This is a genomic window from Chryseobacterium sp. NG-CE01, from assembly GCF_055695505.1.
In genome coordinates this window covers 592,779-613,123 of the sequence record NZ_CM146369.1, presented here as the reverse complement: position 1 = coordinate 613,123, position 20,345 = coordinate 592,779, and the positions used below count along the sequence as shown (strand labels likewise).

The 20,345-nt window shown below is 35.9% G+C and carries 24 protein-coding genes and 1 tRNA gene; 18 read left to right on the top strand and 7 right to left on the bottom strand.

The window, feature by feature from the left end; translation table 11 throughout:
* The first annotated feature begins 226 nt into the window (after positions 1 to 226).
* The 11 genes from ACYT6F_RS02970 (at position 227) to ACYT6F_RS02920 (ending at position 7,653) form a co-directional block, all read left to right on the top strand.
* Positions 227 to 991: an enoyl-CoA hydratase/isomerase family protein gene (locus ACYT6F_RS02970; RefSeq protein ID WP_472599821.1), complete on the top strand. Its 765-nt coding sequence runs from the start codon at positions 227 to 229 to the stop codon at positions 989 to 991.
* A gap of 109 nt (positions 992 to 1,100) precedes the next feature.
* The gene (locus ACYT6F_RS02965; protein WP_472599820.1) at positions 1,101 to 1,718 is read left to right on the top strand and encodes a hypothetical protein; all 618 of its coding nucleotides are present in this window, start codon (positions 1,101 to 1,103) and stop codon (positions 1,716 to 1,718) included.
* 4 nt (positions 1,719 to 1,722) lie between these two features.
* Entirely contained in the window at positions 1,723 to 2,289 is a 567-nt protein-coding gene (locus ACYT6F_RS02960) for a hypothetical protein (RefSeq protein ID WP_472599819.1), read from the top strand.
* Positions 2,290 to 2,293: 4 nt separating this feature from the next.
* Positions 2,294 to 2,584, top strand: coding sequence for a winged helix-turn-helix domain-containing protein (locus ACYT6F_RS02955; protein ID WP_472599818.1), 291 nt, complete (start codon positions 2,294 to 2,296; stop codon positions 2,582 to 2,584).
* A gap of 379 nt (positions 2,585 to 2,963) precedes the next feature.
* Positions 2,964 to 3,803, top strand: a complete 840-nt coding sequence (locus ACYT6F_RS02950) for a metallophosphoesterase (protein WP_472599817.1) — start codon at positions 2,964 to 2,966, stop codon at positions 3,801 to 3,803.
* 10 nt (positions 3,804 to 3,813) lie between these two features.
* Positions 3,814 to 4,119 (top strand): hypothetical protein, encoded by a 306-nt coding sequence (locus ACYT6F_RS02945; protein WP_472599816.1) that lies wholly within the window; start codon positions 3,814 to 3,816, stop codon positions 4,117 to 4,119.
* 10 nt (positions 4,120 to 4,129) lie between these two features.
* On the top strand, positions 4,130 to 4,513 hold the full coding sequence (locus ACYT6F_RS02940; protein ID WP_472599815.1) for a hypothetical protein: 384 nt from the start codon (positions 4,130 to 4,132) through the stop codon (positions 4,511 to 4,513).
* 10 nt (positions 4,514 to 4,523) lie between these two features.
* Positions 4,524 to 5,009 carry a Coq4 family protein gene (locus ACYT6F_RS02935; RefSeq protein WP_472599814.1) on the top strand — a complete coding sequence of 162 codons (486 nt, stop codon included), beginning with the start codon at positions 4,524 to 4,526 and terminating at the stop codon, positions 5,007 to 5,009.
* Between the two features lie 9 nt (positions 5,010 to 5,018).
* Positions 5,019 to 6,395 (top strand): DUF4153 domain-containing protein, encoded by a 1,377-nt coding sequence (locus ACYT6F_RS02930; protein ID WP_472599813.1) that lies wholly within the window; start codon positions 5,019 to 5,021, stop codon positions 6,393 to 6,395.
* Between the two features lie 155 nt (positions 6,396 to 6,550).
* Positions 6,551 to 7,090 carry a hypothetical protein gene (locus ACYT6F_RS02925; RefSeq protein WP_472599812.1) on the top strand — a complete coding sequence of 180 codons (540 nt, stop codon included), beginning with the start codon at positions 6,551 to 6,553 and terminating at the stop codon, positions 7,088 to 7,090.
* 50 nt (positions 7,091 to 7,140) lie between these two features.
* Positions 7,141 to 7,653 (top strand): hypothetical protein, encoded by a 513-nt coding sequence (locus tag ACYT6F_RS02920; RefSeq protein ID WP_472599811.1) that lies wholly within the window; start codon positions 7,141 to 7,143, stop codon positions 7,651 to 7,653.
* 76 nt (positions 7,654 to 7,729) lie between these two features.
* On the opposite strand, the gene ACYT6F_RS02915 is transcribed toward ACYT6F_RS02920, so the two are convergent.
* From ACYT6F_RS02915 to ACYT6F_RS02895, 5 genes are read right to left on the bottom strand one after another with little or no spacing between them, the layout of a single operon-like run.
* Positions 7,730 to 8,413 (bottom strand): FKBP-type peptidyl-prolyl cis-trans isomerase, encoded by a 684-nt coding sequence (locus tag ACYT6F_RS02915; protein WP_472599810.1) that lies wholly within the window; start codon positions 8,411 to 8,413, stop codon positions 7,730 to 7,732.
* A 43-nt stretch (positions 8,414 to 8,456) separates the two neighbouring features.
* Positions 8,457 to 9,080 (bottom strand): serine hydrolase domain-containing protein, encoded by a 624-nt coding sequence (locus ACYT6F_RS02910; protein ID WP_472599809.1) that lies wholly within the window; start codon positions 9,078 to 9,080, stop codon positions 8,457 to 8,459.
* Positions 9,081 to 9,127: 47 nt separating this feature from the next.
* Positions 9,128 to 9,580 (bottom strand): serine hydrolase domain-containing protein, encoded by a 453-nt coding sequence (locus ACYT6F_RS02905; RefSeq protein WP_472599808.1) that lies wholly within the window; start codon positions 9,578 to 9,580, stop codon positions 9,128 to 9,130.
* A 3-nt stretch (positions 9,581 to 9,583) separates the two neighbouring features.
* On the bottom strand, positions 9,584 to 10,033 hold the full coding sequence (dtd, locus tag ACYT6F_RS02900; protein WP_472599807.1) for a D-aminoacyl-tRNA deacylase: 450 nt from the start codon (positions 10,031 to 10,033) through the stop codon (positions 9,584 to 9,586).
* Entirely contained in the window at positions 10,033 to 10,485 is a 453-nt protein-coding gene (locus ACYT6F_RS02895; protein WP_472599806.1) for a hypothetical protein, read from the bottom strand. Before ACYT6F_RS02895 ends, dtd begins: the two co-directional genes overlap by 1 nt.
* 109 nt (positions 10,486 to 10,594) lie before the next feature.
* On the opposite strand from ACYT6F_RS02895, the gene greA reads away from it, so the two are divergent.
* The 7 genes from greA to ACYT6F_RS02860 all read left to right on the top strand — a co-directional run bounded on the left by greA (position 10,595) and on the right by ACYT6F_RS02860 (position 18,010).
* Complete coding sequence (gene greA, locus ACYT6F_RS02890) at positions 10,595 to 11,065, top strand: transcription elongation factor GreA (RefSeq protein ID WP_066434321.1); 471 nt, start codon at positions 10,595 to 10,597, stop codon at positions 11,063 to 11,065.
* 33 nt (positions 11,066 to 11,098) lie between these two features.
* Positions 11,099 to 11,488, top strand: a complete 390-nt coding sequence (locus ACYT6F_RS02885) for an HIT family protein (RefSeq protein ID WP_472599805.1) — start codon at positions 11,099 to 11,101, stop codon at positions 11,486 to 11,488.
* 62 nt (positions 11,489 to 11,550) lie between these two features.
* On the top strand, positions 11,551 to 12,738 hold the full coding sequence (gene clpX / locus ACYT6F_RS02880; RefSeq protein ID WP_472599804.1) for an ATP-dependent Clp protease ATP-binding subunit ClpX: 1,188 nt from the start codon (positions 11,551 to 11,553) through the stop codon (positions 12,736 to 12,738).
* Positions 12,739 to 12,806: 68 nt separating this feature from the next.
* The gene (locus ACYT6F_RS02875) at positions 12,807 to 14,786 is read left to right on the top strand and encodes a T9SS type A sorting domain-containing protein (RefSeq protein ID WP_472599803.1); all 1,980 of its coding nucleotides are present in this window, start codon (positions 12,807 to 12,809) and stop codon (positions 14,784 to 14,786) included.
* A gap of 287 nt (positions 14,787 to 15,073) precedes the next feature.
* Positions 15,074 to 16,360: a peroxiredoxin family protein gene (locus ACYT6F_RS02870; protein WP_472599802.1), complete on the top strand. Its 1,287-nt coding sequence runs from the start codon at positions 15,074 to 15,076 to the stop codon at positions 16,358 to 16,360.
* Positions 16,361 to 16,404: 44 nt separating this feature from the next.
* A tRNA-Met gene (locus ACYT6F_RS02865) sits at positions 16,405 to 16,478 on the top strand.
* 422 nt (positions 16,479 to 16,900) lie between these two features.
* The gene (locus ACYT6F_RS02860; RefSeq protein ID WP_472599801.1) at positions 16,901 to 18,010 is read left to right on the top strand and encodes a hypothetical protein; all 1,110 of its coding nucleotides are present in this window, start codon (positions 16,901 to 16,903) and stop codon (positions 18,008 to 18,010) included.
* A 761-nt stretch (positions 18,011 to 18,771) separates the two neighbouring features.
* On the opposite strand, the gene ACYT6F_RS02855 is transcribed toward ACYT6F_RS02860, so the two are convergent.
* Positions 18,772 to 20,070 carry an HlyD family secretion protein gene (locus ACYT6F_RS02855; protein ID WP_472599800.1) on the bottom strand — a complete coding sequence of 433 codons (1,299 nt, stop codon included), beginning with the start codon at positions 20,068 to 20,070 and terminating at the stop codon, positions 18,772 to 18,774.
* A gap of 58 nt (positions 20,071 to 20,128) precedes the next feature.
* Complete coding sequence (locus ACYT6F_RS02850) at positions 20,129 to 20,332, bottom strand: bacteriocin-like protein (protein WP_472599799.1); 204 nt, start codon at positions 20,330 to 20,332, stop codon at positions 20,129 to 20,131.
* Positions 20,333 to 20,345: the final 13 nt, after the last annotated feature.

Here is a 20,345-nt window from a genome sequence, read left to right as displayed (position 1 = left end):
ATGAAAATGTTAAATTTTCGGCAAAAATAAATAAATTATTTATTAATTTACATAATGTGGTATATATATAATCGGATCTCTATTTTTAGAGATTATATGTCAAAAATTAGTGCATTGATCACTAAGATATCATGTTGAGATAATACAATGCCTGTGATTTTAATCCACTTAATTTCCTTAAAACACTTTGTATTTAGTATTTTTGCTTTTATTCAATTAAATTAAAATGAACGAATTCGTAGCATCAGAACTTAAAAACAATATTGCCGAAATCACATTCGGAACCCCGAAAAGTAATTCTCTTCCGGGAGCAATTCTTGAAAAACTGGCACAAACCATTCTTGATGAAGGTGCAAAAGATGAGGTAAAAGCAATCCTCATTAAAAGTGAGGGCAGTAAAGCTTTCTGTGCAGGAGCAAGCTTTGATGAACTGCTGGAAATTGAAGAACTTGACAAATCCACTAAGTTTTTCGGAGGTTTTGCCAAAGTATTAAATGCGATGAGAAACTGCGGTAAAATTGTAGTCGTAAGAGTTCAGGGAAAAACAACTGGCGGAGGAGTAGGTCTTGCCTGCGGGGCAGATTATTGTTTTGCCGTAAAGGATGCTGCCTTGGCTCTAACAGAAATAAATCTGGGAATTGGGCCTTTCGTGATCGGACCTTACGTGGAAAGAAAGATAGGGAAGTCGCAATTTTCGGCAATGGCTATTGATGCGGATTTCAGATCGGCAGAATGGGCAGAACAGCACAATATTTATCATTCCGTTTCAGAAACCATTGAAGAAATGGATGCGAAGCTGGAAAAATTCCTCCAAACTCTTGCTTCAAGAAGTAGTGATGCATTAGCTTTGATTAAAAAAGTTTCGTGGGAAGGTACAGAACATTTCACCGAACTGATGCCTGCGAGAATTCACATGAGCGCCAGCCTGATCCTGGAAGATTCTGCAAAGAAAAATATCGGAGCGATTAAGGAAAGATTGAGAGCGAAATAATTCAATTTAATACAGTATCAACCGTTGGATATCCAGCGGTTTTTATTTTTTCAAAAAACATTTGTACGATTAAAAATAAATTATAACTTTGTAATTCAAAGTTCTTTTTATGGAATCGAAAAACTATTACGAAGACTTATCCCACATCCGTTCTATGATGGAACGTTCTTCCCGATTTATTTCTTTAAGCGGATTATCTGGTGTAGTAGCAGGATTGGCTGCAATTGCCGGAGCCGTGTATGTCTATTTTGTATTTCAGAGGGAAGGGATTGATTATTTTAATGGGAAGCGAATTGTTTTCGGACCGGATCTGGTACAGGAACTGGTGATCACCGGATCAGTAATTCTAGCGGTTGCTCTTCTCAGCGGATATATTTTTACGGCCAACAAAAGTAAAAGAAAAGGATTAAAGATCTGGGATGCTACAACAAGAAGACTTTTGGTTACCTTTGCAGTCCCTTTGATAACGGGAGGTTTCTCTTGTCTGGCGCTTCTCTATCATCATCTTTTTGTATTTATTGCCCCGGCAACACTTATTTTTTATGGTCTTGCGTTGGTAAGTGCGGAACGATATACCTTAACGGATATAAAATATTTAGGCTATTGCCAGATTATTTTAGGATTGATTTCCTTATTCTTTTTAGGGTGGGGACTGCTGTTCTGGACCATTGGGTTTGGAGCTTTGCATATAGTGTACGGATTGATTATGCATAAGAAGTATAAATAAGACAATGAAAAATTGGAAATCCATTATTTTGTTTTTTCTGATAATTCTTGTTACAATCAAGTATTTTAGTTTGACAATAGAATATCAGAATAACGATTTTATATTTGCAGGTATCATTATAGGATTTTATCTGATATTATTTTCAATTTTTGTTGGTATGGCTTTAAATATTGAACTTAAAAAGTATCGAGATTCAAAAGATTTTAAAGTTTTTAAACTGACTTCAATATCAGTGTTGATTGTATTTATCACAATTGGGATGCATGTCTATTTCGCAATTAGAGATTTTTCTGATGTTATTTTAGAAGCTGGTCAAGATTTCGATATGAATTATATTAAAATAGAACTAAGAGAAGATGAAACATACAAATTTACAGATGGTTCTGCTTTAGGAAACTCATATTCTCGTGGAAATTATATAAAAAATGACTCAATTATTACAATTGATAATGTTGATTCAAAAACGTTATTAAAGTCTAACCGATTAGCAATTAGAGGAAATCAGATATATATGATAGACTCAAAACATGGAATCGTTGATTCGACATTCTATTTTATATTAGATAATTAAATAAATGATAAAGATAAATCAACTCAATAAAGAATTTGAAAGTCGTGTAAGATTGGGCATCATGTCTGTTCTTATGGTTAACGACTGGGTTGATTTCTCTGAGATGAAAAGCCTGCTTGAAATTACGGATGGCAACCTGGCGAGCCATAGCAATGCCCTTGAAAAATCCGGCTATATAGAAGTGAAAAAAGAATTTGTAGGAAAGAAGCCGAAAACTTCTTATCGGGTTACACAAAGTGGAAGAGAAGCGTTTACCGAGCATATCAATGCTTTGGAAAAATTATTGGGAAAATAAGTTTAAATTTTTTTACTATTTAACTTTGAAATGCAAAGTACTTTTAAAAATTAAAATAATATATCATGACTTTAGAAAAACAAAAAACAACAATCATTTTCGGCGTACCCACTTTATTAATGGTCACTGCTTTTTTCGGAAATCTATTTGTATAAGGTTGGAACTGGTCGCCTTCCGATTTTGGCATTGCCGCAATTTTACTCTTCGGAACCGCTTTCTTTATTAATCTGGTTATCCGGTCAAAAAAGCCATTGATGGCTAAGCTGATGATCTGTTTCATCATTTTATTGCTGCTAGCACTGGTATGGATTGAGCTGGCTGTGGGAATTTTCGGAACTCCGTTCGCGGGAAGTTAACCTTGTAAAAACCTGAATTACAGATGAACCGGAAAACATTTTTGAAAAGACTTTTTCAACTTTCTCTTGCCGGAGCCGTCCCTTTTCTTTATTCATGGCAGGTTGAACCATTTTGGCTAGAATTTGTAGAACGGAAACTTCCGATTAAAAATTTACCCAGAAATCTTCAAGGAAAAATTCTGATGCAGATTTCCGATCTTCATATTGAAACCCGTTTCGACTTGAATTTCATTATCGATTCTTTTCAGAAAGCTAAAAAATACAATCCGGATTTTGTAGTCTACACAGGAGATTTTGTTAATCAGGGAGGAACAGGGGAAACAGAAGATCTTAAAAAAGTGATGAAACATGCTGTGTTAGGAAATCTGGCAACATTTGGAATTCTGGGAAATCACGATTACGGAAAAGACTGGCAGGATCTTCAGTCGTCTGTCAACATCTGCAGTATTCTGGAAGGTTTCGGAATCATAATGCTGAATAATGCGCAACAGGAAAGCAACGGACTGAATTTTATTGGTTTTGAAGATTTATGGTCACCCAATTTTGCCCCGAAGAAAGTGATGAAAGATTATGATCCATCAAAGACAAATATAATTCTATGCCATAATCCCGATGCCTGTGATCAAAATATCTGGAATGGTTATCAGGGTTGGATTCTTAGCGGACATACGCATGGCGGACAATGCAGGATTCCCGGAGTCATTACGCCTCTGCTTCCTGTGAAAAACAGAAAATATATTTCTGGAGAAATTGATCTTGAAGACGGAAGAATGCTTTACATCAATCGTGCTTTGGGACATTCTTTTCAGGTTCGCTTTATGGTGCGTCCGGAAATTACGGTTTTTACTTTAATGCAAGCCTAAAAATTTAATTATGAAAAATAAAGATATTATTACAGTGGGGAAGATTACCTTTTGGCTCTTCTTTATATTAGGCAACATTTGTTTTTTTGGATATATGATTACTAAAATTGAAGCATTTGCTTCCTATGGATTTATTCTCTTATTGTTTGCGACTCCGGTTAATTTGGTAGTAATTACGATCCTGATTATTTATGGATTTATTTACAGGTTACATTTAAAAGAATGCATGAAAGCATCATTAATTATTTGCATTAACATTCCCGTTGCTATTCTGTATTTCTATGTAGGAATTTTTCTAATGGATTTTAATTCTTAAAAATTACAATATGAGTTCATCAAACCTTACAAAATCTCAAATCAGAGAATGGTGGAGTGATAAAAGATATCTTTATAATCTAGGATTAATTTTATCCGGAATTATCGCATTTATTTTTTACGTCATTCTGGGCGTAAATTTTATAATGCCTTATGATGAAGAGTTTGAAATTACATTATTTACTATTGCTTTTCAAGGAATAGGATATTTAATAATGATTGTTATTGCAAATTTATTTTATTCTTTAGGTGTTACGGAAGATCTTAATAACAATAAAGAAAACACCGATAACTTTCGAAAAAATCTATTTAATCTTGGCTTTTGGTTTTCCGTTTCATTGCCATTTCTAGCTCCACTTTGGCTTCTTATATCCTACTTTTTAGAATTTTATTAATACATCTACTATGAAAAAAATACGCGTACAATTTCTTCTGTTCGTCTACAACAAAACCCAGAAGCTCTACAGAACCTATTTTAAGAAAAAGAAAAGGCAGTGGCAGTTTACCGAAAAACAATTACTGGAGTTTCAGGAAGATTCTTTAGGCAGAAAGCTCGGTGAGTTTTATAAAAAACACGGCTTTACGATGATCCCGAAAATGGAAAACCACGATGTTCATCATCTCATTACAGGCTGCGGAACCAATTTCGAGGATGAAATCGCCATGCAGTTCCTGCTTCTGGGAAACGGAAAACTGAATGCGCATCTTTTGGCGGCGATTGTTCTCGGAAGCATCATTTTGCCCGAATATTATAAAATTTACATTAAAGCTTATAAAAAAGGAAAAAACATGCGGCCGTTTTATCAATGGGATTTCGAAGCTTTGCTTTGGCAGAATTTTGAACACCTGAAGGATTTTATCCAACAAAAAAACACTACTGTACTATACTAAAATTAACCTATGAAAACACATCACTATATATTTCTTACGACAATACTTTTTGTCATTGTATTCTATGACCAGAATGTTGGTCTTAATCTCGGAATTATCGGAATTATCTATGCCGTACTCACTTTCTTCAGAACTCCAGGAAGAAACAGAACCGGAATATTTGTTTTTCTGTTTGTAACAAGCTTTCTTTCGAGCATTGCTTTCGCCTGGTACGGAGATTTTCCCTCTTTTTTGGCTGTGGCATCTTCGCTTTTGCTCCTAGGATATCGTTCCAGAAACCGAAAGATGAAAATTCTTTTGCTTGTTCCGGTATTTATAACGAATTGTTTTACCGAGTTTTTCAGGATCTTAAATTTTGATGCCTGGCTTCCCAAAAGAAATGTTTCCGGATTGTGGCAGAAAGTGCTGGCTTTTGTAATAATTCCTTTAATTCTGATCTCTGTTTTCTTTGGAATTTATTCCGCAGGAAGCGATCATTTTGCTAATTTATTCACGAATATTGAACTTGATCTAAACTTCTGGCAGCTTTTGGCCATGATTGTTTTAGGGTTTTTTATCGCCTTTAATTACTGGAATTTTGCGGTTGAACGATTTATTTATAAAAGCAACAGGCTTCTGGATAACAACTTTGGAGAAAAAGATAAAATTCAGAAAGCAACCTATTCTTTCCTTGATCTGGATGCGGAAAGGATGAGTGGTATTATTTCTTTATTTGCCCTGAATATTTTGCTGATATTTTTTATCGCTACCTACAATTATGAACAGTTTTATGAGCAGGTGAAAACTCCTGTAAAACTTTCCGAAGAAACGCACGAAAGAGTAAATGCGGTGATCATGTCCATTATTATGTCGATTGTGGTCATCATGTTTTACTTTAAATCCAATTTTAATTTTGATCCGAAGGCGGGACTTCTGAAAGCACTTGCTAAAGTCTGGATTTTCCTGAACACAGTTCTTGTTATTTCAGCTATGGTTAAAAACTCAGAATATATTATGAATTATGGTTTTACCTATAAAAGATTCGGAGTGTATGCATTTTTGATTTTAGCGCTAATAGGATTGCTAACTACATTTATTAAGATTCAGAAACAAAAAAGAAATATTTTTCTCTTCAACACGATGGCTTGGTATGTTTACGGGGTAATTCTGGTTTGCAGCTACGTCAACTGGGGCGGAATCATCACTTCCGAAAATATGAAACGCAATGATTTCGATGCAGCTTATCATGTAAAAGAAATCAACTTCAGCGAAAAGCATCTTCTGGAATATGCCAAAGAAAACCGGGATTACCGGCTAAAATCTGAAGTTTTAAATCTGGAAAGAGTAAAATTCCAGCAAAATGAAAAGTTCCTTTCTAAAGTTCTGTATTATCAGAATTTGAAATAAGTTTATCGTTGTTCAAACCTCACAGGTTTCAAAAACCTGTGAGGTTTTCGTCCATTCAAAGAAAGAGACCATAAAAATAGTGTAATGGAACAATTTTCGCTTCTCAATAAACTTTAAAAAAGGCCAGCAGGCTTTACAATTTCAAAATAGGTATTATGAAAAAATTATTTTTGCTTATCCCTCTTCTTATCGTATCATGTAAAAAAGAATCCTCCGTTACGGAAACGCAGAATACCGATTCATTGGCAGCAGTGCAACAACCCGCTGCCTTAGAAAAAACGGATTCTGCTGACGTAAGGATGAAAGATTCTATCATCAATAATGCACCGAAAACGAAAGAAGTTCTGCGTACAGGTGTGATGCGGGAAGTAAAAAACGGACAGATTATAAGAATGGTTGACGGTGAGCATTTACCGGTAACTTTAGGTGAAGAATTTACCAATGAAAATGAAGAGCTGGTGCTCAAAATAACCGATTTTAAAAATCCTGAAATAAAAGCTAAAATTTCAACAAAAGAAAAGGACTTTAATATTCGATTCAACCAGATAAAATTACCGAATGGCGATTATGATGGGCCTTTCGGGCGAGATCTTACCTACGACCTGAAAGAAAAAGGCGAAGTATGGCTTATTATCGGGAAAAGCAATATGGCTTCAGGAAATACGAAAGGAAGCTTCACCGTGAGTATAGAATGAGTAAACGATTTGGTATAATTTCTGCTACCATCACTTTAAATTTTATCATTATGAAAAATATCATTTTGACAGCGGCAGTAGCCTCAGTGGCTCTGGTAAGCTGCGGCACCGTGCAGTCGTTGGTTCAGAATACATTTCCTTATACAGCTAATGTTTTGATTTCAACCGGCGTTCCTGCAGATAAAGAAGTTTCTTCTACCGCTACAGCATCCAATGTACAGACGTGGTTCGGAGGTAATAACAATGCAAAAATTAAAGACGTAAGAATTTCCGATGCCAAGGTTTCGGTAGTGTCGCCATCAGGAGGAAATCTAAGCGCATTCAAATCGATTAAAGTATATATTTCTTCCAGCGGAACAGGTGAGAGACTTGTCGCTTCAAGAACAAATATTTCCACAGATGCTTCAAGCCTTACACTGGATCTGGAAAACTCGGGATTTCTTGATCAGGTGGTGAAAAGTACCGGAGTGACCGTAAGAACGGTGTATGAACTTAAAAATCAGACCAGTTCTGATATGAACCTCAGAATAGCACTTAACTTCAGCAGTATCCCTGCGAATTAGTTTTTTTATAAAAGTTTATTAGAAAAAAACGTCTTTCAGCAATGAAAGACGTTTTTATATGGTACGTGGAAAATAATTATTTAAAATCTACCAGCTCAACATCGAAAATCAGTGTTGCTCCCGGAGGAATTACGCCTCCTGCTCCGTTATCTCCGTAAGCAAGATCAGCGGGAATATAGAATCTGTATTTTGCACCTTTGGACATCAGCTGAATTCCTTCTGTCCATCCCTTAATCACTCCTGAAATATTAAGTTCGACTGGTTGTCCGCCGTTTTTATCCGTAGAATCGAATACCGTTCCGTCCATCAGTTTACCGGTGTAGGTTACGTTTGCCGTGCTTGTAGCCGTTGGTTTTGTCTTTCCGTCACCCTCTTTCAGAACTTCATATTGTAAACCGCTTGCCGTAGTTTTGATATTCTTGTTCAGCTTGTTTTTCGCTAAAAATTCTGCACCTTTCTTCTTGTTTTCTTCTGCTTTTAATTTGGCTTCAGCCTGCTTTTTTTCATTCTGCTTCTGCATAAAGTTCTGCATGAAAGTAGCCATTTCTTCTTTAGGAAATAAGCTTGCCTTCTCTCCGAATGCATCTTTGAATCCTTGCGCCAACAGTTCAGGATCTGCCGGAAAGCCTTGCTTTTTCATGTTTTCGGCAATGTCTTGCCCGATGTAATAGGAAGCTTTCTGCTCATCGGTGTATGATTTCTGAGCGAATGTAAGATTTACTCCTGTTAAAAGAACTAGCGTAAATAATGTTTTTTTCATTGGTATTGTAACTATATTTTTTGCGAATTTAAGCTTTTGTAAATTAAGTATTGATATAATTTAATTTTAACAATATTCTCCGGATCGTTCCGGTAATAAACTTGTTATTGTTGGTAAGCCAAATGATTGTAATATTTTTCTCCGGAATCATTATTAAATGCGACTTAAAACCGCCCTGATCTCCGGCATGCTCAATGACATTCTCCTTTTCTTCCGTTTTTGCATAATAATAAAAACCGCTATGTACAAACCACACTCCTGAATGAAAAAATGACTTTTCATCCTTCCATTGATCCGGTTGCCAGGAAGTCTGAGATGATTTTATAATATTGCAATCAGCAAATTTACAGGTATTAATTGCATTTATATATTTTTTCAGGTCTTCAACCGAACTCCAGACTCCGCCATTTCCTGCAGCAGGAAAAGTTGGGTACTCGCCGTAGTCATATTCTTCATATTTATTTCCTTTTAGAATATAAGCGTGCGCAACATTTTTATCCGGAAAACTTCCGTCTGTTATTTTACTGGATTTCATTCCGGCAACATGAAATATATTTCTCTCAATATATTTTTGCCATTTCATTTTGCTAATTTTTTCAATAATAATCGCGAGTCCATTATAGGCAGGATTGGAATATTCAAATTTTGAACCCGGTTGAAATTCCAATGTTTCGGAAGATTTTAAGGGATTAAAATTTTCTTAGTCTTTTGCTGTTAAATAAAAAATACTGTCTTTTTCGACATTTCTGCTGTCAGGATTCCTGAAGTATGTGTTAAGAAATGTTTCAGTTTTATTGTAGAAGCAATTTTTTTGTCTTTGAAATCCGGAAAAAATTTTAAAAGATTGTCTTCTGTGGAAAGCTTTTTTTCATTTTCGAGCATCAAAATTCCATAGGCAACGAATGTCTTGGTTATAGATCCTAGATTGGAAATTGTTTTTGGAGTAAACTTTTGCTTGGTTTTAAGATCAGCAAGTCCAAAAGATTTTTCATATAAAACCTTACCACCTTGCTGAATAAAAACACTTCCGCCAGGCTCGTTTTTATTAAATGTTTCTGCAAAAGCAGAATCTAATTTTATTTTCAGAAGTTGATCACGATTTTGCCCAAAAATATATGAAGAAATCAATATGAAAAAAAGAGCATAATTTCTTACATTAAAAATCATTGATTAGCTTTTTGTTATAGAATCCATCACAATGGTAACGGGTCCGTCGTTAATTAAAGAAACCTTCATGTCGGCACCGAAGATGCCACTCTCTGTTTTCAGCCCGGATTTTGACATTTGTTGTTTAAAATAATCAAACAGCGGAATGGCTTTGTCAGGCTTTGCCGCTTTAATGAAAGACGGCCGGTTTCCTTTTTTATAGTCGGCTATTAACGTAAACTGACTGATGCAGAGAATTTCTCCTTTAATATCCTGTACGGAAAGATTGAGTTTTCCTTCATCATCCCCGAAAATCCGTAAATTAAGAATCTTCTGCACGACCCAGTCTGCATCGGCTTCCGTATCGTTTTCATCGATACCTACAAGAAGCATAAGTCCTTTCCCGATTTCTCCAACAATGCTTCCGTCCACTTTTACATGAGATTCTGATACTCTTTGAATAACGACTTTCATTAATACGTAATATTTAAAATTTTCCCCGAAGGATCATAATTGTAAAGATACGTTTTAGGCTGCACATTGGCTACTGCAGTAGGCTGTCCTGTTAATAAGATCCATTGGGCGTTGTCTTTCGGGCAGACAATTCTGATATTATCCTGAACTTCCAGCGTTGTATTGCTGTCAGGACAGATATGTGGAGCATTACGGTCATATACTTTAAAAGTTGTATCGGAAGCTCTTACGATAATGAGCCCTCTTGTACCTGATTGTTGCTCATTGATGTAAACCCATCCGCCAACCTGGTTTAATGGGTAGTAAGCAGGAAGGTTAAGATTGAGCATGACATTGATTGGACTATTTGGGAAGCAACTTACGGTATCTTCCGTGCTGCCACAGGATTTTATTGTTAAATTGCTGAAAATCAATAATGTGATTAAAGATAATATTGAAAAAGTTTTTTTCATTTCAATTTAAATTTTTATATATTTGTAGAAATTAAACGATTACAACTCGAAAACATTGTCCGGCAAATGTCGGATTATTTTTTTATACTAAAACTAAATTTTGAAAATTATGGCAAGCTATGTTACAAAGGAGGGATTAGACAAAATGAAAGCTGAGCTGGAACAGTTGGAAACTGTGGAAAGACCAAAAATCACCCAACAGATTGCAGAAGCAAGAGATAAGGGAGATTTGTCTGAAAATGCAGAATACGATGCGGCTAAAGAAGCTCAGGGAATGCTTGAAATGAGAATTTCGAAGCTGAAAGATATTATTGCTACTTCCAAGATCATAGACGAAAGTCAGCTGGATACTTCAAAAGTTTCTATCCTTACAACGGTAAGATTAATGAATAACGCGACCAAAAAGGAACAGGTATTTACTTTGGTTCCCGATAACGAAAGCGACCTTAAAGCAGGCAAAATTTCTGTAAATACGCCGATTGCAAAAGGACTTTTGGGTAAAGCAGTGGGTGAAACAGCAGATATCACACTACCTAACGGAAATAAGCTTTCTTTTGAAGTATTAGAAATAACCCTCTAATCTATTATTTTTTAACTCCTAAACTTTTAGAAAATGAGCACAATATTCACAAAGATCATCAATGGCGAAATTCCCTCGTACAAAATTGCCGAAGATGAAAATTTTATTGCTTTTCTGGATGCAATGCCTTTGGTAAAAGGTCACACTTTAGTTGTTCCCAAAAAAGAAGTAGACCTTATCTTTGATCTGGAAAGTGAAGAATATAAAAATCTTTGGGGATTTGCTCAGGAAGTTGCCAAAAAAATTAAAGCGGCAATTCCCTGCATACGGGTAGGAGTCGCAGTGGTAGGACTTGAAGTTCCCCATGCCCACATCCATCTGATTCCCCTTAATAAGATGGAAGATATGAATTTCAGAAATGAAAGACTTAAATTAACAAACGAAGAGTACACTGACATTCAGAACTCTATTATCAATTCTTAAAAACTGTAAACTCGTAATTTTTACGGGTTTATTTTAATCTATACTTATATCTATATATAATAATGAATTCAAACCAGTGTTCTTTCTGCGGAAGAAAGAGAAATGAAGTGCAGATGCTGATTTCCGGTCAGAATGGTTTTATTTGTGAAAACTGTATTGAGCAGGCGCATGCGATTGTGAAAGACAGTTCGGTAAAAACAGGCTTTTCTCCTGCTGAAAATATTGAAGAGCTTAAAAAGCCGAAAGAAATCAAGGAATTTCTTGATCAATATGTTATCGGGCAGGACCAGGCCAAAAAACAACTCTCAATTGCGGTATATAATCATTATAAAAGATTGCTTCATGCTCAGGACGAAAATCGTGAAGTAGAGCTTGAAAAGTCCAATATCATCATGATCGGTGAAACCGGAACGGGAAAAACGTTACTGGCCAAAACCATAGCGAGGGAACTTAATGTTCCTTTCTGTATTGTAGATGCTACTATTTTAACAGAAGCAGGATATGTAGGTGAGGATGTTGAAAGTATTCTTTCCAGACTGCTGATGGTTGCAGATTATGACGTAGAAAAAGCAGAGAGAGGAATCGTTTTTATTGATGAAATAGATAAAATTGCAAGAAAATCTGATAACCCGAGCATTACCAGAGACGTTTCCGGGGAAGGCGTTCAGCAGGGATTATTAAAACTTCTTGAAGGCAGCATTGTAAACGTACCGCCACAGGGAGGTAGAAAACATCCTGATCAGAAGTACATTCAGGTAAATACTCAGAATATCTTATTCATTGCGGGTGGTGCATTTGACGGGATCAAAGAAATCATTGAACGCAGAATGAATAAGCAGGCTATTGGTTTCAGTGCAGAAAAAATCAACAGTACCGGTGAAGATGAATATATTTTAACGAATATCAACGCTATAGATCTCCGTTCTTTCGGACTAATTCCTGAACTTCTGGGCAGGTTTCCGATAATTACCTATCTTGATAAACTTACTAAAGAAACAATGGTAAGGATCATGAAAGAACCGAAAAATTCTATTGTAAATCAATTTATTGAACTTTTTAAAATGGATGGAACTCATCTTGTTTTTACCGATGCTGCGATCGAAAAAATTGTGGAAGAAACCATCGAAAAAGGATTAGGGGCAAGAGGATTAAGAGGAACTACCGAAAAAGTCCTTGAAGACTATATGTTTTCAATAGGTGAAGAAAAAGAAATAACATTGACTGAAGATAATATTTTTGTTAAAAAGTAAAATATTTTTGGTTTTTATTAAAAAAAACCTAACTTTGCCGTTGTATTAACACACAAATACTACAAACAGTGAGAAAAAATTTATTTGCTATTGGTCTATTAGCAGCTATATATTCTGTTCAGGCGCAGAATATTCTAGTACACATAGATGATGCTGCTACCACATACGTGAGTGAAGGTACTCTGTTATATTCCGGAGGAGGGTTTCAAACAAGAGGCTCGGGTATTATAGATGTTCGCGGAAATGTTATGGTTGAAGCTGCATCTACTGATGCCTTCAGAACAATTACTACTTCAGGTGCTCCCAAAACTAACGGCGGAAATATCGTACTAAGACTTAATGATCCTTCCAATTATACAACTTCCACGTATGGTCAGTTGTTCATCAATGGGATTTCGTCAGCAAATCTTACAGGTACTATAAGTAAAGAATATCGCACAAATAGGCATGGGAACGGAAACTATTTTCAACAAATTGCGATTCCATTCGCAGGTAAGGCTTTCAGTACGCTGTCAACAGAGTTAGGCAAAACATTCAGCACAACAAGATGGTCGCAAAATGAGATTCTTAGCTGGAATAATACTACTGTAGTCTCAAACCATGTGACGAATCTTGCGAATACAACACCTTCATCAGCACTTTACTACATGCTGGGTTCAAAAAATAATAATTTGGATCTAAGTACCCCTCCGGGAAGTTTAGCGACGATTTCCCCGACCCCTACAGGCTCTGTTTATACCCTCAACGGTTCCCCTGTACGTTCGGAGGACTTAACAGCGGTAAGCTTACAAGACGCAGGTGCAAGTGTCAACTTCGGAGCAAATGGTAATAATCTCAATCAGTACGGCGAGAAATATAACAGTTATCTTCAGGATGCATTCGATAATACAACCGGTATATTTACGGGGACCTACGGTAAAAATATTTATCAGTTTGGGAATCCTTATTTTACCAATATTGATCTTTCAAGAATTGGATATGCCGAAAGTGGTGGTGTAGGCGGTGTTTCAGATGGTAATGCAATTTCAAATATCTGGGGCATAAAATATTCTCCGGGGACGGTGGTGACGTATGCTGGTGGAGGCACTTATACAATAGGAGCTTTAACCCAAACATATGATCCTACAACCAAAATCCCGACCGGAGATGTTAATGCGCTTGTAATTAAACCAATGGAGACTTTTGTTATCAAGCTGAGAGATAATAGCCCCCAAACGTTAAATTTCAGTACTCTTAGAAGATTTGCAGGTACTGCACGAGCAGAAAATACAGATTACAGTGTAACAGCAGCAAAAGGAATTTCCGGTACTGTAAAACAACTAGGTATTATTGCCCTGGATGCAACAGGCAAAGAAGTAGGGCGTACGTATTATGTAGTGACTCCCAATGCTACTACAGGACACCAGACGTCCGGCGTTACAAGTATTCAGGTTGCGGCAACGGGTGGTGATATAATCGGTACTTTTGAAGAAGCTTTGACAGGAGGCTATGATTATAATTATGTAAATTACTGGCTTTATATCAATGAAGCTAATGAAGCCAACTTTAAAGGCAAAAATGTAAAATTAGTAACGTATAGTCCTTCAATAGTAAAATCATATAAATTTGAAGTAAGAGAGAATGCACAATTGGTGCCTGATGGTACACATGCGCTGTCTTCAGGAATAGGTTTTTACTATAAAGCAGCCAATGGAACTGTACAGCAGGCTGTTCAGGGAGCGGTTATTCCTGTTACAGGAACAGAATATGATCTGTACTACGGAGAACCGATCAATATTGTTTTAGCTGCAAACGAAACTAAAAGTCCTTCCAGAACTCTGGTAATTTATAATCCTGCAATTGATGATTACATCGTTAGATTTGATCCTAACTGGAAAAAAGCTGATATCGAAGTTTACGATATGAGTGGTAAACTGGTTATCTCTAAAAAATCGGTAAGTACTTCCCAAGACTTTGTTATTGAACTGGATAAGAAGATTAAAAATTCTTATGTCGTAAAAGTAGTTTCCGATAAAGGAGATATCGTTAATACAAAAATATTAAAATAAAACACCTATGAAATTTATTAATAAGTTCCTTTCCAGTTTATTCTTATTTGCACTTATAGTCGTCAATGCGCAGCCAGCGCAGCCCAATAATCCGGGAGGGGGCGGACTTGGAGGTTCCGGTACCGGATCCCCGGCTTCGCCCGTTGATATGTATGTATATGTGTTAGCTGTTGTAGCAATCATACTCATAATACATTTTAGCAGAAAATACATGCCTAAGAAAATATAATTTATTAAAATAATATTAAACTCTCTGATTACTCGGAGAGTTTTTTTATTTTTACCTTATGAAAAAGATTTTTATATTACCGGCTATTATAGCTGCATTTTCATTACAAGCCCAGTTTAAGGTTACCATTCAGGCTCCTGCCGATTTCAAAGATCAAGATGCTATTTTATACACTTTAAACGGATCCAAAGACATTATCTTCTCTAAGGAGAAAAGTAAAAATAACACTTGGTCCTTTCAATATCCTACAAACTATATGGGGATGATGAAAGTTTATTTTCCGGGTTCCAACAATACCTTTAATTTCATTTCTGAAAATAAAAATATAAGTATAAGGCTCGAAACACAAACCAATAAAATTAAAGATGTCATTTACCTTGATGAAGCGAATGATCTCATGAGTAAAATTCAGGAGGGTTCTCAGAAAAAAGAACTTATACTTCCGGCGCTGTCGCAAATTAAGGAGTATTACAAAGACAATACAGATTTTGGCAAAGCACTTAGAACTGAAATAGACAGGCTTAGCGGCGCTTCGGGTGGAATTGATCAGACTCAGCATCCTTTTATCTATTATTACAACACCAATTACAGTAAATTTCTTTCTAACGATGCTTCTAAGAAAGTAAGTCAGGATGATATCATTAATTTTATTGATAAATCAAATGATATGCTTGAAACTTCATCTTTATTAAGACCTATTATTGTTTTATACCTTAATACAGGCGGAAATACCAATGTGAGTACATCTGTAGATAAACTGCTGGACAGCCTAAAAGTCGAAACTCCAAGAGGGCAAACCGTTCTTTCTGAGCTTATTGATATCTTTGATGTATACGACATGCAGGATTTTAAAAACAAATATCTTGGTTTGGCCAAAAATCTTAAATGTACCATCACAGACCGCTTGGCTTCTACCATAAAATCTAATGCTAATGTTGAAATGGGTGCTGTTTTTCCTAATTACACATTTCAGGCTCCGGTTAATACCAATGTTAAAACTTTGCATGATATAAAAGCTGATAAAAAGGTGGTAATATTCTGGTCTTCTACCTGCTCTCACTGTGAAAGCGAGCTGCCGCAGCTACTGGCAAAATACAATGATTTAAAAGCAAAAAATATCCAGATTATTGCCTTATCATTGGATGTTGATAAAGATGCTTACACTAAAAAAATAAGTGCATTTCCATGGGTGAATGATTCTGAATTAAGAGGGTGGAACAGCAGTTATGCAGATACCTATAATGTTCACGCTACACCTACGTATTTTATTTTAGATGCTAACAATAAGATAATCAATAAGCCAGAACATGTAGGCGATGTTTTGGAATATTTTAAGTTAAAATAATTTTGGAGGTAAGTAAATATTTTCTATATTTGCACCACCAAAACGGCGAGGTAGCTCAGTTGGTTAGAGCGCAGGATTCATAACCCTGAGGTCACGGGTTCAATTCCCGTCTTCGCTACAGTATTAAGCTGGTTTCAGCGATTTAACTCTCTTTTTCAAGAGAGTTTTTTTGTATCCATACATGTACATCATAGATACAAGATTTTGTGGTTTAAAATTGCTCAAATCAAGCCAATTGGCTGCTAAGATATAAACGAAATATAATTATACCCAATACAGCATACGTTCTTAGATTTTATGGATTCTCTTAAATTTAAGCCTACAGAAACCTTTGTAATAAGCTTAAACAGCAGTCATAAAACAACAATACCTAAACCATCAAGAGTTTTTATTGGGATTTTCATTCCGTATGTTGAAGATAACACACTTCAACAATATTACCAACAAGAATAATTTGTAAATTTGAATAAGTAGAGATATGGAATAATACAAAACTTTTTAATTTTAACTTTATCCCTAATTGCTAATTTCTAAAAAAACATGAACGAAGAAAAGAAAACAGATTACCACCAATTTTGTGAGCAATGGACAAAAGAGCTCATGGAAAACCCTGCTGTACAGAAATATTGCAAGACGTATCAAAAATATTCCATGGAAAGTTTCTGCAAAGCTTATGCTAATATAAAGGCATCCGGTTTGAAATGGGGCGAAATGTACCAGAGATTAAACGAGCAAAAGCAAAACGAATGGATTGACTTAGCATTCGAACACCTCTCCATTATACAACAAAAAAAACTTTTTGATGCACAATGTCTTTGGCGGGCCGAGCAACTGAAAATAAAAGAAATAGAAATCACTTTTGATTTTAGAGCTTGGGAAGAAGATATACTCAATTGTTCTTTTATACCTCCAATTACCCCACAGGAGGTTGATTGGTATTGTCAATACCTTTCACAAAACAACGCAGAGTTTGAACAAGACTGGTTTCCGGATTGGCAGAATTATGAGGAAATAAAAGAAGCTTATGAAACCAATAACGAAAACCGGAACTTTCCCGAATGGTATGATTTTCATAATGGAAAAACAGGAAATGGAGTACTCCTTACTCTTCCTGATATTCGGGGTAAAAAAGAGAAATTTTATCAAAGCTTATGCATTGAAGATTCCCGGAAGCATTCCCCTCCTGATTCATATGTAAAAGATCCGGAATTGGAAAAGCCTTATATGAATATTTTTGACACCAAATTACATATAACTTTAGCACAACTCATAGAGGATAAAAAAACCAGTAAACTTATTACAGAGTATCTGAAAGGAACAGAACACCATCGTACCTATGAAAATGAAAGGGCAGATGAGAATCTGCAATACTTATCCGAAATAAAAGATGAATTAATTCCAATTGAAGCTCATGATGATTATCGTGTCGCTTTAAACAGAGCAGTAGAAAGCTACAGATCGAAAAAGACCATAGAGCATTTGCCCCTGGCTTTCCAAAAATATAAGGCAACCCATCAGTTAGGGATTTCACTCGGTACAGAAAGAGAAAAGGAACATTTTAAAACCTATATGGATATTGGCAAAAATTGGAAAGAAGCAATACTGAGAGGCAGAGAACTGAACGGAGAACCAAAAGATTTTGATTTTTGAGCGGATTGAAATTAAAAATCAATAAGTATACATAAAGGCTTCGGAGACAATGTTAGTTTGGTGCTGGAAGATTTATGTTGTGTAGTCACTTAATCTGTTTTAAAGTTATTCAATTTGATTGTAACTGTCAGGATTGACTAATTCATATTACGTGAAATGTACATTGTAATTTTTTATCAATTTTAACCAATTTTGCAATCCGTTAAGTACTTATTGAGATTTCTATCAACATTAGTGATAGTACTTACGAAGAAAGTATAATCAAAATTTTATCAGGAATCTTAATTGATATCAAAGATTTACCGGAATATGTAGCTAATTGTAATGTCATTTTACCTGATGAGTGGTACTGGATGATATCAAAAAATGATTATAAATATTAGACAAAGTTATCTCAGCAAAAAGACATAGGTTGGATCCGGTAATAATATAGAGCTTGTTCTGAAAATTGCTGTTTACAATATTAATTTCGCACTGGCATTCCATTAAGACTATGTGATAAATTGTATAGTATACTCTAAAGTTCTTCGGCTCTTACCAATATGGCTACTAAAGTAACCTTGGTATAAATACATAAGAAGATGCATTATCAATACACGCTAATACCCAAAAATTATAAAAAGAAAGCAGTGCAAAATAAGAATATATGCACTGCTTAATAAATATTTATTTGCTAATCCTATATCAGTTTTCAGAACATACCATTAAATTAAAAATAATGTATAAAAAAAGCTGAAGACAATACTTCAGCTTCATATTATTTAGGCCTGATACCCAAGTAATTTTCTAATTTGGTAGAAGAATCTTTCGATAAGTCTCAGGTCTTGGGTTACGATTTCGGCGTTACCTTTTAGCTCTTTATCGAACTTCAGAGTTTTATTATATGAAGTTTTCAGACCTTTCGGGAGGATAACATCTACGTAATAATTTCCTTCCTTGTCAGGAGAAAGGGAGATGTTCTGTACTTTGCCTTCCACGATGCCATATTCCTGATAGCGGTAATTATCAAGTTTGATGAGCACCTTTTCCCCTGCAATAATTTTTCCTGAATTGGCGGCGGGAACTGACATCCGTCCCACCAGTTTTTCTTTATTGTCAGGAAGGATAGATAAGATGGCATCGCCCGCTTTTACAAACTGATTTTCCCCAAAAAACTGCTGGAAGCTTGCCTCGCCATCCGTATTGGAAACGATAAGGTAGTTTTGCTCCCACTGTTTGAGCGATTTCCTGAGCTGCTCGAAAAGCTGTAACGTCTGGGAAGAATAAGTAATTTTGTCCTTCTCAGTGTTGATTACCGTTCCGCTTTTCGTTTTATTAACATTCGAAATTCCCTCTTCAGTCTGAGAAAGAGAGATATTGATATTTTCCAGATTTTGCTGGGCCTGCAGGTATTTTATTTTTTCATTTTCCAGTTCCACGGCAGCGATTACCCCTTGGTTAAATAATTCCTGAGAACGCTGATAGTTCTTTTTAGTGATTTCATATTTTGCCTGTTCTAAGCTTTTTTGCTGCTTAAGCGTAGCGATTCTTACTCTGTATTCCGAGAGGCTCTGATTAGCGGCAAGATTTTCAGGGGCATAAGGCTGCAGCCTTGTAAAAAGTGCCTCATCCTGAAACGCCTTTGCGAAGCTATTGTAATCTCCCTGTAATTCGCCAAGCTTAAAATGCGAAGTTCTGCTAAGCGGAAATGAGGCCAGCTGATCCGGGGTAATAGAATCTACGAGCTTTCTCAGCTCAAGGATGTCTTTGTAATTGGCCGTTGACTGCATTACCATTAATACTTCATCCTTTTTTACGTGCTGATGATCTTTAATGAAGATTTTTTCGATTTTTGAATTGGTGCGGGCCTCAAGTTTCTCCGGTGGATTCTGTGAAGTGACCACAATGGGAGCCGGAATAAATTCCGGATACCGTATCATGTAGCTCATGATGAGAATCATAATGAGGATTAAAAAAATAATGGTATTTCCCCAGCGGATCATCCAGTGAGGCGGCTGGGTAAGGATATCCTGAACGCTTTCTGAGCGTAGTTCTATATTGTCTAAAATGTCTTTTTTCATATATATAAAACTCAATAATCTTCAGATTACGAAGACTATTGAGTGTGTTTAAATACTGTTATAATGGCAGTGTATAATCGCATTTCGGATTATTGCCGGGTTCTACTCCGGGAATGTCCCCATCAGGACAAAGCCGGTTGCAGGCGTTCCACTGCTTTACGTTATTAATGTAGCAGAAGCAGTTACATGGAAATACAGGAACAGGTCCTGCCCCTTGGATTTCTCTAAGATTTTTTCTTTCGATTTTTTGTAAATTTTTCATAACTGATAGATTT

What these genes read in the sequence shown, in the direction of transcription:
- ACYT6F_RS02970 (WP_472599821.1), top strand. Translation starts at nt 227, where the DNA reads ATGAACGAATTCGTAGCATCAGAACTTAAAAACAATATTGCCGAAATC.
- ACYT6F_RS02965 (WP_472599820.1), top strand. Translation starts at nt 1,101, where the DNA reads ATGGAATCGAAAAACTATTACGAAGACTTATCCCACATCCGTTCTATG.
- ACYT6F_RS02960 (WP_472599819.1), top strand. Translation starts at nt 1,723, where the DNA reads ATGAAAAATTGGAAATCCATTATTTTGTTTTTTCTGATAATTCTTGTT.
- ACYT6F_RS02955 (WP_472599818.1), top strand. Translation starts at nt 2,294, where the DNA reads ATGATAAAGATAAATCAACTCAATAAAGAATTTGAAAGTCGTGTAAGA.
- ACYT6F_RS02950 (WP_472599817.1), top strand. Translation starts at nt 2,964, where the DNA reads ATGAACCGGAAAACATTTTTGAAAAGACTTTTTCAACTTTCTCTTGCC.
- ACYT6F_RS02945 (WP_472599816.1), top strand. Translation starts at nt 3,814, where the DNA reads ATGAAAAATAAAGATATTATTACAGTGGGGAAGATTACCTTTTGGCTC.
- ACYT6F_RS02940 (WP_472599815.1), top strand. Translation starts at nt 4,130, where the DNA reads ATGAGTTCATCAAACCTTACAAAATCTCAAATCAGAGAATGGTGGAGT.
- ACYT6F_RS02935 (WP_472599814.1), top strand. Translation starts at nt 4,524, where the DNA reads ATGAAAAAAATACGCGTACAATTTCTTCTGTTCGTCTACAACAAAACC.
- ACYT6F_RS02930 (WP_472599813.1), top strand. Translation starts at nt 5,019, where the DNA reads ATGAAAACACATCACTATATATTTCTTACGACAATACTTTTTGTCATT.
- ACYT6F_RS02925 (WP_472599812.1), top strand. Translation starts at nt 6,551, where the DNA reads ATGAAAAAATTATTTTTGCTTATCCCTCTTCTTATCGTATCATGTAAA.
- ACYT6F_RS02920 (WP_472599811.1), top strand. Translation starts at nt 7,141, where the DNA reads ATGAAAAATATCATTTTGACAGCGGCAGTAGCCTCAGTGGCTCTGGTA.
- ACYT6F_RS02915 (WP_472599810.1), bottom strand. Translation starts at nt 8,413, where the DNA reads ATGAAAAAAACATTATTTACGCTAGTTCTTTTAACAGGAGTAAATCTT.
- ACYT6F_RS02905 (WP_472599808.1), bottom strand. Translation starts at nt 9,580, where the DNA reads ATGATTTTTAATGTAAGAAATTATGCTCTTTTTTTCATATTGATTTCT.
- dtd (WP_472599807.1), bottom strand. Translation starts at nt 10,033, where the DNA reads ATGAAAGTCGTTATTCAAAGAGTATCAGAATCTCATGTAAAAGTGGAC.
- ACYT6F_RS02895 (WP_472599806.1), bottom strand. Translation starts at nt 10,485, where the DNA reads ATGAAAAAAACTTTTTCAATATTATCTTTAATCACATTATTGATTTTC.
- greA (WP_066434321.1), top strand. Translation starts at nt 10,595, where the DNA reads ATGGCAAGCTATGTTACAAAGGAGGGATTAGACAAAATGAAAGCTGAG.
- ACYT6F_RS02885 (WP_472599805.1), top strand. Translation starts at nt 11,099, where the DNA reads ATGAGCACAATATTCACAAAGATCATCAATGGCGAAATTCCCTCGTAC.
- clpX (WP_472599804.1), top strand. Translation starts at nt 11,551, where the DNA reads ATGAATTCAAACCAGTGTTCTTTCTGCGGAAGAAAGAGAAATGAAGTG.
- ACYT6F_RS02870 (WP_472599802.1), top strand. Translation starts at nt 15,074, where the DNA reads ATGAAAAAGATTTTTATATTACCGGCTATTATAGCTGCATTTTCATTA.
- ACYT6F_RS02860 (WP_472599801.1), top strand. Translation starts at nt 16,901, where the DNA reads ATGAACGAAGAAAAGAAAACAGATTACCACCAATTTTGTGAGCAATGG.
- ACYT6F_RS02855 (WP_472599800.1), bottom strand. Translation starts at nt 20,070, where the DNA reads ATGAAAAAAGACATTTTAGACAATATAGAACTACGCTCAGAAAGCGTT.
- ACYT6F_RS02850 (WP_472599799.1), bottom strand. Translation starts at nt 20,332, where the DNA reads ATGAAAAATTTACAAAAAATCGAAAGAAAAAATCTTAGAGAAATCCAA.